The 12907-nt window shown below is 68.8% G+C and carries 12 protein-coding genes; 6 read left to right on the top strand and 6 right to left on the bottom strand.

Annotation, left to right across the window (positions count from 1 at the left end):
• Positions 1-57: 57 nt before the first annotated feature.
• Genes RZO50_RS01720 through RZO50_RS01705 form a run of 4 tightly spaced genes read right to left on the bottom strand, consistent with a single transcriptional unit; the run spans position 58 to position 3744 of the window.
• Positions 58-783 (bottom strand): GntR family transcriptional regulator, encoded by a 726-nt coding sequence (locus RZO50_RS01720; RefSeq protein WP_322597978.1) that lies wholly within the window; start codon positions 781-783, stop codon positions 58-60.
• A gap of 22 nt (positions 784-805) precedes the next feature.
• Entirely contained in the window at positions 806-1546 is a 741-nt protein-coding gene (locus RZO50_RS01715; protein ID WP_322597977.1) for a triose-phosphate isomerase family protein, read from the bottom strand.
• Positions 1547-1565: 19 nt separating this feature from the next.
• Positions 1566-2021 (bottom strand): ribose-5-phosphate isomerase, encoded by a 456-nt coding sequence (locus RZO50_RS01710; RefSeq protein WP_194422979.1) that lies wholly within the window; start codon positions 2019-2021, stop codon positions 1566-1568.
• Position 2022: 1 nt separating this feature from the next.
• Positions 2023-3744, bottom strand: coding sequence for a dihydroxyacetone kinase family protein (locus RZO50_RS01705; RefSeq protein ID WP_322597976.1), 1722 nt, complete (start codon positions 3742-3744; stop codon positions 2023-2025).
• A 171-nt stretch (positions 3745-3915) separates the two neighbouring features.
• Between RZO50_RS01705 and RZO50_RS01700 the strand changes: the two genes are divergently transcribed.
• From RZO50_RS01700 to RZO50_RS01675, 6 genes are all read left to right on the top strand, one after another.
• Entirely contained in the window at positions 3916-4860 is a 945-nt protein-coding gene (locus RZO50_RS01700) for a sugar phosphate isomerase/epimerase family protein (protein ID WP_322597975.1), read from the top strand.
• Between the two features lie 32 nt (positions 4861-4892).
• Positions 4893-5663, top strand: coding sequence for an SDR family NAD(P)-dependent oxidoreductase (locus tag RZO50_RS01695; protein ID WP_322597974.1), 771 nt, complete (start codon positions 4893-4895; stop codon positions 5661-5663).
• Positions 5664-5735: 72 nt separating this feature from the next.
• Positions 5736-6728 carry an ABC transporter permease gene (locus RZO50_RS01690; protein ID WP_194422975.1) on the top strand — a complete coding sequence of 331 codons (993 nt, stop codon included), beginning with the start codon at positions 5736-5738 and terminating at the stop codon, positions 6726-6728.
• 49 nt (positions 6729-6777) lie between these two features.
• Positions 6778-7770 carry a substrate-binding domain-containing protein gene (locus RZO50_RS01685; protein ID WP_322597973.1) on the top strand — a complete coding sequence of 331 codons (993 nt, stop codon included), beginning with the start codon at positions 6778-6780 and terminating at the stop codon, positions 7768-7770.
• Between the two features lie 3 nt (positions 7771-7773).
• Positions 7774-9291: a sugar ABC transporter ATP-binding protein gene (locus tag RZO50_RS01680; RefSeq protein WP_322597972.1), complete on the top strand. Its 1518-nt coding sequence runs from the start codon at positions 7774-7776 to the stop codon at positions 9289-9291.
• Positions 9281-10123 carry a cyclase family protein gene (locus tag RZO50_RS01675; RefSeq protein ID WP_322597971.1) on the top strand — a complete coding sequence of 281 codons (843 nt, stop codon included), beginning with the start codon at positions 9281-9283 and terminating at the stop codon, positions 10121-10123. The genes RZO50_RS01680 and RZO50_RS01675 overlap by 11 nt, the downstream gene beginning before the upstream one ends.
• Before the next feature lie 69 nt (positions 10124-10192).
• On the opposite strand, the gene RZO50_RS01670 is transcribed toward RZO50_RS01675, so the two are convergent.
• Together RZO50_RS01670 and RZO50_RS01665 are read right to left on the bottom strand one after the other, a co-directional pair.
• Positions 10193-11071 carry a DUF1295 domain-containing protein gene (locus tag RZO50_RS01670; RefSeq protein ID WP_322597970.1) on the bottom strand — a complete coding sequence of 293 codons (879 nt, stop codon included), beginning with the start codon at positions 11069-11071 and terminating at the stop codon, positions 10193-10195.
• A 20-nt stretch (positions 11072-11091) separates the two neighbouring features.
• The gene (locus tag RZO50_RS01665; RefSeq protein WP_322597969.1) at positions 11092-12903 is read right to left on the bottom strand and encodes an AMP-dependent synthetase/ligase; all 1812 of its coding nucleotides are present in this window, start codon (positions 12901-12903) and stop codon (positions 11092-11094) included.
• Positions 12904-12907 lie beyond the last annotated feature (4 nt).

Below are 12907 nucleotides of genomic sequence, written 5' to 3'. Positions count from 1 at the left end.
CCCACTCTATAACGAAGAGGTAACGGAAGGGAACCCCGTCGCCGGGCGTGTCAGCGCTCAGCGCTCGGCCGCGAGGGAGCGCGACCGCACGTGTGCGATGTGCGCGCGCATCGCTCGCTCCGGCGCGTCGGGGGCGCCGCTCTCGAAGGCGGCGACGATCGACTCGTGCTCGGCGATCGCTTCGTTGACGTCGTCCACGCCGCGGAGCACGGTCTGACGGAGGCGGTGCAGCTGCGCGCCGAGGGTCTCGGACATCTGTCGGATGTAGTGGTTCCCGCAATGATCGAAGATCACCTGGTGGAAGGCGGCGTCCGAGGAGAAATAGGAGGTGGTGAGGGCGACGTCGTCGGCATCGCCGCGCGCGATGGCTGCGATGACCTCGCCGCCGGCTCGGCGGTGTTCTGCTTCGGCCTGGCGGAGCTCGGCCAGGAGGAGGCGTCGATGCGGTGTCGCCAGTGCCGTGGCCGTGGTCTCCAGCATCATGCGGGCCTCGAAGAGCTCCTCGAGCTGATCACGGCTCAGCGGCGGCGCCACGCGGTAGCCCTTATGGGCTTCACGGGTCACCAGGCCCGTGCGCTCGAGCTGAACCATCGCCTCGCGCACGGGTGTCGGCGACACGGCGAGTTCGCGCGCGATGGTGTCGATCGACAGGCGCGAACCGGGGTCGATCTCCCCACGCATCAGCCCGTTCAGGATGCGATCGTAGACATGGTCGCGCAACCCACGTCGCTCGAGTGTCGGGTCCGTGCCCCACAGGCCGGTCGACTGTTCTGTCTCACTCACTGATCCCCCCAGCCCCATCCTGTCAGCCCAGAGATGCCGCGTCATCGAGCACGGCCCCGAATGCCGAAGGTTCGTGCGCGTTGCGGCCGAGAAAGATCCCGTCGACGGCGTCCGCGATCCGGGGAAGCAGTCCCGGACGGGCGCTCCCGCCGTAGATCACCCGCCGGCGACGTGGGCGCGCCGGCGGGGCGTCGCGGAGTGCAGAGCACACCGCACGGATATGGTCCACTCCGGCCGGCTCCGGGGCCCCGATGGCCCACACCGGCTCGTAGGCGATCACGATCTCGCCGTCCCGATCCGCGGCGTCGGCGGCGCAGAGCGCGGCGCGGATCTGATCGAGGCAGTGATCGATCGCGCGTGCGGGGTCCCCTCGGTCGGGTTCGCCGACGCACACGATCGGCGTGAGGCCGTGGCGAAGGGCCGCGTCGGCCTTCGCGGCGACGATGTCGTCGGTCTCGCCGAACAGCGCTCGCCGTTCGGCATGCCCGACCTCCACGTAGCGACAGCCGATCTCCGCGAGCACGGCGGCGGAGACCTCGCCGGTGAAGGCGCCGGCGTCATGGGTCGCGACATCCTGCGCGCCGACCTCAAGCCCGCTGTTTCGGGCGGCCTCGAGGCAGGCGGGGATCGACGGGAACTGCGGGATGACGAACGGCTCCACCCCGTCGAGGGATCGTTCTCGCAGCCCGGCCGCCACGGTCCGGGTCCACTCCACGGTCCGTGCGTGGGTGAAGTACATCTTCAGGCTCGTGCCGACGAGCATGGGTCGTCCTCCTGCCGGGTCAGGCGCCCTCGTAGGCGCAGATCTCGCGGACCTTCTCGGCCGACGCGCTCGACGGATCGAAGGTGTAGCCCAGCCATTCGCGCACGAGTCGCCGGGCGAGCTCCACGCCGATCACGCGCTGCCCCATGCACAGCACTTGGGCGTCGTTCGAGAGCACCGATCGCTCCACGCTGAAGGAGTCGTGCGCGGTGACGGCGCGGATGCCGGAGACCTTGTTCGCTGCGATGGCGACGCCCAGTCCCGTGCCGCAGACGAGCACGGCGCGGTCTGCATCGCCGGCGGCCACGATCTCCGCGGCAGTGGTCGCCACGGTGGGGTAGTTCGTGTGGCTGTCTGCGTCGACACCGACGTCCGTCACCGACGCGACGTCGGGGTGGGCGAGCAGGTCCGCCTTGATTTTCTCCTTGTAGTCGAACCCGGCGTCGTCGGCGCCGATCACGAGTCGTAGGGCCATGTCAATCGTTCTCCTCGATGGTGGGGGTGATGGATGCGGCGACCATCGCGAACGAGATCGCGCCGGGGTCGGGTGTACCGAGACTCTTGTCGCCGTGCGTCTTCGCGCGACCGAGACGGGCGGTCATGTGAGCGGTGGAAGCGGCGCCGGCGTCCGCGGCGTCGACCGCGGCGAGCCAGGCGGTCGGGCACGGGTCGGCGTCGCGGAGTCGCGCGGTGAGCGTGTCTGCAAAGGGGACGATGGCGTCGATCATCGTCTTGTCGCCGGGGCGCGCCTTGCCGAAGGACATCACGGCATCACGCACCGCGATCATGCCGACGGCGAGTGCCTCGGCCTCCAGGGGTCGCTCGTCTCCGACCGAGGCGCCGAACGCGCGCAGCATCTCGCCCCAGATCGCGCCCGAGGTGCCGCCGCCGCCATCCGACCACGCGTCGCCGGCGCGGAGCAGGGTCGTCCCCGCGCCGGCGCCCCGGGATCGTGCGTCGTGGGCTGCGGCCGCGGCGGCTCGGGATCCGCGTTGCATGCCGATGCCGTGATCGCCGTCGCCGGCGACGCGGTCGAGGCGGCCGAGCTCATCGGCGGCCTCTGACAGTCGCGCGGCCGCGACCTCAAGCGCTCGACACACCGCGGACGCGGCCCGACGAGACGCGTCGGAGGCATCCGGCACGTCGTCGTCGACGGTGTGGTCCTCGTCGTCGACGACGGTTGCGCGCGGGGGCATCGCGCCCTGTCGGAAGGCGGGGGTGTCGCACGGTGCGTGCCACAGGCGCTCCAGCTCGTCATCGAGCCAGAGCAGGGTCAGAGACGCGCCGGGCATGTCGAAGCTCGTACAGAATTCGCCGACCTGCGGGCTGACGGCGACGATGCCGGCCTCGCCCAGGAGGCGGGCGATCGAGCGGTACACGACGTAGAGCTCTTCGTACTTGACCGACCCGAGGCCGTTCAGGAGGGGCACGACTCGCGCCCCGTCGGCCTGGACGCCTTCGGGGATCTCTTCGAGGAGTTTCGCCACGAACATCTGCGCGAGCCCCTCGGCGGTCGGAACCTCGACCTCGTCGATTCCCGGTTCGCCGTGGATTCCGAGACCGACGGCCATGCGCCCTGCGGGAACGTCGAAGAGCGGTTCGTCGGATCCGGGCATCGTGCACCCGCCGAAGGCGACGCCGAACGAGCGCGTCTGCGCGTTGGCCCGGCGTGCGAGCGCCTCGACGGTGTCGAGATCTCCGCCTTCTTCGGCGGCGGCTGCGGCGATCTTGAACACCACGAGGTCGCCGGCGATTCCGCGCCGTTCTTCGACCCTCTCCGGCGGGGCGCTCCACACGTCGTCGGTGACGAGGACGGTTCGGCAGTCGATCCCGGCTTCTCGCAGGAGCTCCTGCGCTCTCCCGAAGTGGAGCACGTCGCCGGCGTAGTTCCCGTAGGTGAGGAGGACACCGCGACCCTCATGGGCGGCATGGGCGACGCCGACGACTTGCTGGGCGGACGGCGAGGCGAACAGGTTCCCCATGGCGGCGCCGTGGGCGAGCCCCGGACCCACCAGTCCGCCGAACGCCGGATAGTGGCCGCTTCCCCCGCCGATGACGACGGCGACCGAGGGCTCGGATCCACGCGTGGCGCGCGCAACGCCGCCGGGCACGCGTCGAACCCACCGGGAGGATGCGGCGACGAAGCCGTCGATCATCTCGTGCGTGAAATCGTCCGGGTTGTTGTACAGGCGCGTCACTGCGATCTCCTTCAACGTTGAATTCGGAAAGATCATATAGGAAGTAGGAAAAATCGGAAACCGTCATCCTCGACTCCCGCTAAATCAATGAAGTGTTGACAAGCCGGAGAAGTCCTATAGGATCGAGGATATCGACGAAGCCGTCGACTTGTCTGCAGCGTTGGAGCCGTGATGACTGACGAACGACCCGAACCGTCCCGGGAGACCTGGCCGATCGCCGTGTGCATGCACGGTTTCTCGGCGCTCACCGCCGGAGGCGCGAGCGTGCACGACGCGCCCGCCGAGACGTGGGACGGGATGTTCGCGCAGCTGGCCGATCTGGGCTTCAGCGCCGTCGAGCTGGCGGACAACTTCATCCGGCCCGCCGATCTGGAGCCGAGCCGACGAGATGAGCTTCAGGCGATCGCCCGCGCGCACGGTGTCCGCCTGCTCTCCGTCCACGTGCAGCGCAAGAGCGTCATCGAGCCCGGACGAGGCGAACAGAACCTCGCCTACGCGCATCGAACGATCGACGCGGCGGCCGAGCTGGGCTTGGCGGTCTTCTCCACCGGCCTGCACCAGCCCTTCACAGCGGCGCAGCAGGCGGCCCTGTGGTTCTGGACCGCGCAAGGACCCGTGGATCCGGCTGACGCCGACACGCGTCGCCTCGCGGTGTCGCGCCTGCGCGAGCTGGGTCGGCATGCTGCGGATGCGGGACTGCCCATGTCGCTCGAGATGTACGAGGACACGTACTTCGGCACCGCCGAGAGTGCGGTGTCGATGATCGAAGACATCGGGCTGGCCAATGTCGGGCTCAACCCGGACATCGCCAATCTGATCCGACTGCACCGACCGATCGAGGACTGGCGAGAACTTCACGCGAAGACGCTCCCCTACGCCAACTACTGGCACGTCAAGAACTACGCGCGTGACGAGGCAGCGGACGGCACGTGGTTCACCTCGACCCCCACGACGCTCGAGCTCGGTCTCATCAACTACCGAGAGGTGGTGGCGCAAGCCATCGACCTCGGCTTCCGCGGCGCGTTCCTGCTCGAGCAGTACGGCGGGGACAGCTTGGGCATATGCGCCACCAACCAGGATTATCTGAGGTCGCTGCTGCCGGCCGCCGGCGAGTAGTCCGACAGACGAACCCCATGAGAGGACATGACATGACCGACACCTTCCCCGCTGAGCGCACCGTCCTGCTGACGGGAGCCGCCAGCCCGCGCGGCATCGGCCGTGCAACGGCTTTCCACCTCGCCGAGCTCGGGTGGAACGTCGGGATCATCGACATCGACGGCATCGCCGCAGCCGACACGGCGGCGGAGGTCTCCCGGCTGCACGGCGTCCAGGCGATGGGCGTGGGCGCCAACGTCGCCGACCGCGAGGAGGCCGTCGCCGCGGTCGATGCCCTCGAAGCGGCGCTCCCGCAGATCGTCGCCGTCGTGAACTTCGCCGGTGTCTCGTCTCCCGTGCCCTACCTGGAGGTCTCGCCCGAGGAGTGGACGCGCGTGCAGTCGATCAACCTCGACGGGGTGCACTGGATCACCCAACGCGTCGCCCGGACGCTCGTCCGCCACGGCGTGGGCCGGATCGTCGGGATCTCCTCGGTGTCCGCGCAACGAGGAGGCGGGACGTTCTCGAAGACGCCGTATTCGGCGGCGAAGGCCGGCGTCGTGGGACTCATGCGATCCATCGCGCGAGAACTCGGCCCGGTGGGCGTGACGGCCAACGTCATCTCGCCCGGACCCATCGACACCGACATCATGGGCGGCACCCTCACCGAGGAGCGCAAGACGGCGATGGCCGCCGACGGCGTCCTGCCTCGGATCGGCACGCCCCGGGACATCGCGGCGGCGGTGGCGTACCTCATCAGTGAAGACGCCGGCTTCGTCACCGGTCAGACCCTCAACGTCGACGGTGGCCTCTACATGCACTGACGCGGCATCGGCCGCCGTCACCGACGACGGCGCCGGGCGCGTACGGCAATCGAGCAGAAACGAGAATCCGACATGACAAGCAAGACCGAGACGGCGGCGGTGGGAATCGGCTCCCTCCGCTCCCGCTGGCGCCCCTTCGTGGCCACGTACCGCGTCGAGATGGTGATGTTCGTCGCGCTGCTGGTCCTGGTCGTCGCCTTGGCGATCCTGCAGCCGCGGTTCCTCACCTCGAGCAACATGCAGAACGTGCTCTCGCAGGTGATGGTGCTGGGGATCATCGCGATCGGCCAGACGCTCGTCGTCCTCACCGGGGGCATCGATCTGTCGGTCGGCGGCATCGCCGCGCTGTCGATCATGGCGGGAGGCCTCGTGATGGTCAGCGGCGGGGTCGTCCTCGGCGTCGTCGTCATGCTCGGGGTCGGCCTTCTGGCGGGACTCATGAACGGGCTGTTGATCGCCTATCTCCGGCTGGCTCCGTTCATCGTCACCTTGGGGATGCTGTCGATCACATCGTCGCTCACATACGTGATCTCCGACGGACGATCCCTGTTCGGTCTCCCGGAGGCCTTCGACTGGTTCGGCAAGGGCAACATCGCGGGGATCAAGTTCTACGTGATCCTCTTCGTGGTCCTCTACATCGCCGCCCACATCTTCCTCACCAGGACCAAGCCGGGCAGGTTCATCTACTCGATCGGATCGAACGCCGAGGCGGCCAGGCTCTCGGGCATCCGGGTGTCGTTCTACCAGGTGATCCCCTACGCCCTCACGGGTCTGCTGTGCGCCCTCGCGATGATGATCGAGTCGTCCCGTCTGGGGACGATCGACCCGAACACCGGGACCGGATTCGAGCTGTCGACCATCGCCGCCGTCGTCATCGGCGGAGCATCCCTGATGGGCGGACGGGGCAGCGTCGTCGGCACCGTGATCGGCATCTTCCTGATCGGATTCCTGCAGAACGGCCTCAACATCCTCGGTGTCAACGCGTTCTGGCAGGGCACCGCGCTCGGCGTCGTGATCATCCTCGCCGTCGTCCTGGACCGCGTGGTGCGGCCGGGCCGACGGTGACCTCCAGCCCAACCACCCCCGACCCCTTCACCCATCAAAGGAGAGATCAATGAAGAGGACCTTTGCCATCACCGCCGCCTCGGCGCTTGCCGTGACGTTGGCCGGATGCTCGGTCGACGGGCAGACGGACTCCGGCGCCGACGCCGGTTCCGACACCGTCACCGCCTGCCAGGACGCGAACATCGCGTACCTGACCCCCGCGATGAGCATCTCCTTCTGGAGGTCGTTGTCGATCGGTGTCGAGGACGCCGCGGAGGGCGTCGCGAACGTCACGGTCTACGATTCGGACAACAGCCAGAGCAAGCAGCTGCAGAACGCGCAGGACGCGATCACCTCCGGCGTGGACGGGATCATCATCTCGCCGACCGACAGCGCCTCGGCGCCGGCGGTGCTCGAGATCGCCGCCGAGGCCGGTGTCCCGGTCGTGATCGCCGATATCGGAACCGAGAGCGGCGACTACGTCAGCTTCGTCAAGACCGACAATGAGGCGGCTGCCGAAGAGGCCGGCGCCTACCTGGTCGAACAGCTCCAGGCGGAGGGGATCGACAGCGGCGAGGTCGCGATCATCGGCATCTCGCAGTCGCGCCAGAACGGCAAGGACCGTACGAACGGCTTCACCGGGCCGGTGGAGGCCGCCGGATACGAGGTCGTCACCCTCCTGGAATCGGCGGACTACACCCGGTCCGAAGGCCTCACCTTCACCCAGGACCTGCTGTCGGGGTACCCCGACCTCGTCGGCATCTTCACCGAGCACGACGAGGCCAGCCAGGGTGCTCTCACCGCCCTGGACGGTGCCGAGACCCCGCTCCTGGTCGGGTTCGACGGCAGCCCGGACACGCTGCAGTCGCTCAAGGACGGCACGATGGCGGCGGCGGCGATGCAGCAGCCGGTGCTCATGGGCAGCGCGTCCTTCGATGCGATGTGCTCGTACCTCGACGGGGATGACGTCGACGAGGAGATCGCGGTCTCGACCGTCTTCGTGACACGTGAGAACGTCGAGGACATCGAAGCCGAGGTGCAAGACACCGTGTTCAAGGAGTGATCAGTGTCTGCTGCGTTGCTTGAGGCCAAGGGAATCTCGAAGCGCTATGGGGCGACCCAGGCGTTGGATGATGTCGACATCTCCATCGGTGCCGGCGAAGTCGTCGCCTTGATCGGTGAGAACGGCGCCGGGAAGTCCACGCTGGGCAAGGTGCTCGCGGGCGCGGTCCAGCCCGACACCGGCGAGATCACGGTCAACGGAGAGGTCGTGCACTTCCGCAACACGTCCCAGGCGCTGAAACACGGCGTCGCGATCGTGTTGCAGGAGTTCAACCTCATCCCCGAGATGTCGGTCGCCGAGAATCTGTCCCTCACGCGGCCCGACGGATACGTCGGCGGGTGGTGGAAGAGTTCTCGCGAGCAACGCAGCAGAGCTGTTCGCGCGTTCACGGACGCGGGGATCGAGTTCGACGTCGATGTCGACACCCCGGTGTCGGAGTTGAGCGTCGCACAGCAGCAGATCGTCGAGATCGTCAAGTCCATCACGTTGGATGCGAGACTGTTCATCCTCGACGAACCGACCGCGGCTCTCGGCAAGCGCGAGACGGAGTCCCTCCTGTCGCTCATCCGGGCGCTCCGCGACCGCGGGTGCTCCGTGGTGATCGTGACGCATCGGCTCGACGAGGTCTACGCGGTCGCCGATCGGATGTTCGTCCTGCGCGACGGTGTACCCCGTGGCGAGTTCGACCCCGCGGTGACCAGTCAGGATGATCTCATCCCCGCGATGGTCGGCCGCACGCTGGACAACGCGATGCACGAGGCCCGCCACCTGCAGACACCCGGCGACGTCGTCCTGTCGGTGCGCGGACTCTCGGTCGAGGGCGCTGTCGAGGACTGTTCCTTCGAGGTCCGCGCGGGAGAGATCGTCGGCATCGCCGGTCTCGTCGGCTCGGGACGCACGGAGCTCGTCCGCGCGGTGTTCGGCGCCGATCATGCGACGTCCGGCGAGGTGACCGTGGCCGGGAAGGTCGGAAGGATGACCTCGCCGCTGCAGGCATCGAGGCGGGGGATGGCGCTCGTGCCGGAGGACCGCAAGACCCAGGGCGTGCACATCGCCCGCCCCATCTACGACAACATCGTGCTCGCGGCGTTGGCGAAGTCGAAGGGGTTCATGGTGCCGCGACGTCGCCTTGCGAAAGAGGTCGACCGAGTCGTCGCGGATCTCCGGATCAAGACGGGGGGCCTCTGGCAGGACACCGGAGTGCTCTCCGGCGGCAACCAGCAGAAGGTCGCGCTGGCGAAGTGGCTGCTCGCGCGTCCGGATCTGATGATCCTGGACGAACCGACCCGGGGGATCGACGTCGGCGCCCGCGGAGAGCTCTACAAGGTCATCGATCGGCTCGTCGCCGACGGGATGGCCGTGCTGATGGTCTCCTCCGAGCTCCCCGAGGTGATCGCGCTGTCGGATCGTGTGCTCGTGATGAGCCGGGGCAGAATCGTCTCGGAGGTGTCGCGTGAGGACGCCACGGAGGAGAGCATTCTCGCGATGACGGAAGTGAAAGGTGCGGCGAATGTCGGTTGATCCCCTCCCCGGCTCCGGGCTCGGAGCCGCGTGGCCCGGTTCGAGCGTCGTGGACCTGTCTCTCACGGTCGCCGAGGAGCTGCCATGCTCGTGGCCCGGCCATATGCCGTATCAGCAGAAGACCTTCAACTACTTCGTCGACGACTTCTCCGATGAGGCCGTGCTCCGCTCGCATTGCGGTCATTACCAGACCCGCTGGCTCCTCATGGACGAGCACACCGGGACGCATGTCGATGCGCCGGCGCACTTCGTGCCCTCGCCGACGTCCGGTCTCGAGGGGGCGGATGAGGCCGGGGCGATCACGGCCGACAGGATCCCCCTCGACCAGCTCGTGGGACCCGCCGCGGTGATCGACGTCACCGCGCTCGTCGGCACCGCCGTCGCGGACGGTCACAGCCCGATGATCGAGATCGCGCATGTCCGTGCGTTCGAGGAGCGATACGGGGATCTCGCTCCGGGAGACGTGGTCCTGTTCCGCTCCGACTGGGATGCGATGCATTACCGGGCCGGCGGCGCGGGGGCCCACTACGCTCAGGAAGCGGTCATCCACGGGCGCGGCGCCGCGTGGCCGGCGCCGTCGGTGGAGACGATGACCTATCTTGCCGACCGCGGCGTGCGGTGCGTCGGTACCGACGGACCGAGTATGGGATCCTCGCACGACGGGGGCCCGGTGCATGTGTCCGGCCTGTCGAACGGTCTGGTCTTCGTCGAGGCGCTTGCCAACCTCGCCTCGCTCCCGGCACGCGGCGCGCTGTTCGTCTTCGCGCCGCTCAAGATCGCCCGCGGGAGTGGTGCGCCCGGTCGCGCCCTCGGGTTCGTCCCGGGCACGTGATCGTGCCGCGGCCCGATCCCCCCTCGGGCCGCGGCACTCCTCACACGAGGAGCATTCGGAACAGGGCGCTCAGGCGGGGGAGGACAGTCGAGGAATGAGCACGGGGGTGCGCTTCTTGTAGGCCTCGTAGTCGTCCTGTCCGCCCCAGGTGCGCTCCGCCTTCTGCTCGAGCAGGGGGATGCCGCTGACCCGGGTGAGCAGGAGGATGACGAACAGCGGTGAGATGACCGCGACCCACTGCCATCCGCTGAGGACGGGTGCGGCGACGAGGAACACGCCGACCCACAGCACGATCTCGCCGAAGTAGTTCGGGTGGCGCGAGCGCGACCACAGGCCGCTGCGGATGAAGCGGCCCTCGTTGGCCGAGTCGGCCTTGAACGCGCTCTTCTGTGCATCGGCGGTGACTTCCAGGACCATTCCGAGGACCCACACGCCGATGCCGACGTAGGCGAGCCAGCCGAGGGGCGCGCGTGTTTCGCTGCTCATCGCGATCCACGCCGCCGACGCGGTGAGTGAGACCCACGCGCCCTGGAGCACCCACACGCGCAGGAAGCGCACGGGGTTGGTCTTCAGCTCGTCGAACCGGTCGTCGCCGCCGCTGCGGTGCACGCGGACGAACAGGAACGACCCGAGCCGCACGGCCCACAGCACGACCATTCCGGCCAGCACCCAGCTCCGCGCATCCGGGGCGGGAGCCAGCAGCAGGAGGGCGATCGAGACGCCGATGAAGGTGATGCTGCCGGTGATGTCGAAGAAGCGCTCCGATCGCGCGATCTGCGACGGGATCCAGACGATGATCTGAATCGCGTAGGCGACGGCGACCGCCACGGCGAACAGCGGGATGCCGGCGACGAGGGCGTTGCCCTGTCCACCGGCCCAGGCGACCAGGGCACCCAGGGCGAGGGCGACGATGATCGTGATCAGCGACGCACGGGTGTCGGATTTCATGATGTCCTCTCGAGGGGGAGTCAGCGGTAGAGGTCTTCGACGGCGGGGCCGCTGCGTTCGAGCAGAGCTCGCCGCTTGATCTTCATGGTCGGCGTGACCAGGCGGGTGTCGTCGAGGTCGGTGAACACGAGGGCGAAGCGGCGCACGCTCTCGCTGCGCGAGACGCGCGCGTTGGCGGCGTCGACGCTCTCCTGCAGGTGCGCGATGAGCCGGGGCTCGGCGATCGGGGTGATGCTCTGCCCCGACACCTCCTCGAGCCGGATGCCCTGGGAGGCGGCCCAGGTCTCGGTCTCGGCCCGGTCGAGAACCAGCAGCGCCGACAGGTACGAGCGCCCTTCGCCGACCATCACGGCGTGGGCGACCAGGGGGTTGGTCTCCACGCGGCTCTCCCACGACTGGGGGACGACGGTCTTGCCGTTGCTGGTCACGATCACGTCCTTCAGCCGGCCCTCGAGCACGACGCGGCCGTCCTCGTCGAGCCGCCCGAGGTCGCCGGTGCGGAAGAAGCCGTCCTCGAACGCCTCGGCCGTGTGCTCGGGGCTGCGATAGCCGGAGAAGATGCCGATCCCCTTGGCGAGGATCTCCCCCTGTTCGCTGATGCGGACGGTCGACCCCGGGAGCGGATATCCGACCGTGCCGGATCGGATGTCGCCGGGCAGGTTGCCGGTCAGCGGGGCGGTGGTCTCCGTGAGGCCGTAGCCTTCGATGACCGGTGCGCCGATGCCGCGGAACAGGCGCGACAGGTCGGCGTCGAGTGCGCCGCCGCCGGAGAGGATGTAGTCGAGGCGCCCGCCCATACGGGCGCGCAGGCGCCGGTAGAACAGCGCGTCGAACATCCGGCGGCGAATGCGGAGCGAGACGGACGGCTCTTCGCCGGCCTCGAGCCGGGTCGCCCACGCGGTCGCGGTCGACACCGCGCCGCGCCACAGGGCACCCAGGTGCGAGGCGTCGGCTTTGGCGGCCGCGGCGTTGCGGATGCGTTCGAGGACGCGCGGGACGACCACGAGGAAGGTCGGGCGCAGCTCGCCGAGGCTGTCGACGACCTCGGTCGGGTCGGCGACGTGCGCGATGCGCATTCCCCCGGCGAGGCAGATCAACTGCAGCCCCCGGGCGAGGACGTGGGCGAGGGGCAGGAAGATGACCGTGTTGCCGCCCTCGTGGACCACCTCGCGGTAGGCGGCGGCCACGTTGCGGACCTGGCCGACGAAGTTGCGATGGGTGAGAATCGCGCCCTTGGGCTCTCCGGTGGTCCCCGAGGTGTAGACGATGGTCGCGGGCGAGTCGAGATCGGCTTGTGTGCGCCGCAGTTCGAGGAGGTCGTCGTCGACGGGATCGCCGGCTGCCGCGAGGGCGATCAGGTCACGCGGCCCGGCATCCATCGTCCACACGCCCAGGTGAGCGGAGCCCGCGCGGTCGAGGGCGTCGCGGAGAGCCGCCTCCTGGCGTGCGCCCCCCGCGATGGCCAGCCGCACCTCGGCATCGGCGACGATCGCCTCGACCTGGTCGGGGGAGGACGTGTCGTAGACGGGAACGACCACCGCGCCGGCGAACCAGGCGGCGAGGTCGGCGACGGCCCACTCGTAGCGGGTGGGTGCCATGATCGCCACGCTGTCGCCCGCGTCGACCCCGGCCGCCATCAGCCCCTTGGCCACCGCGCGCACTTCGGCGAGGTACTCCGCGGTGGAGACCTGGCGCCAGGGTGCGTCCGGATCGCCGGTGGCGACGTCGAACGCGGCGTGATCGGGGCTGTCGGCGGCTCGACCGACGAGCAGGTCGGTGACGTTGCGGTGGTCGTCGATATCGACGAGAGGTGCGGTGGTCCGCTCCTTCATGGTG

This window comes from Microbacterium xanthum (genome assembly GCF_034531355.1).
In the GTDB taxonomy this organism is placed as follows: Bacteria; Actinomycetota; Actinomycetes; order Actinomycetales; family Microbacteriaceae; genus Microbacterium; species Microbacterium xanthum.
Note: the sequence above shows the minus strand (reverse complement) of the source record. Positions and strands in the feature narration are given on the sequence as shown.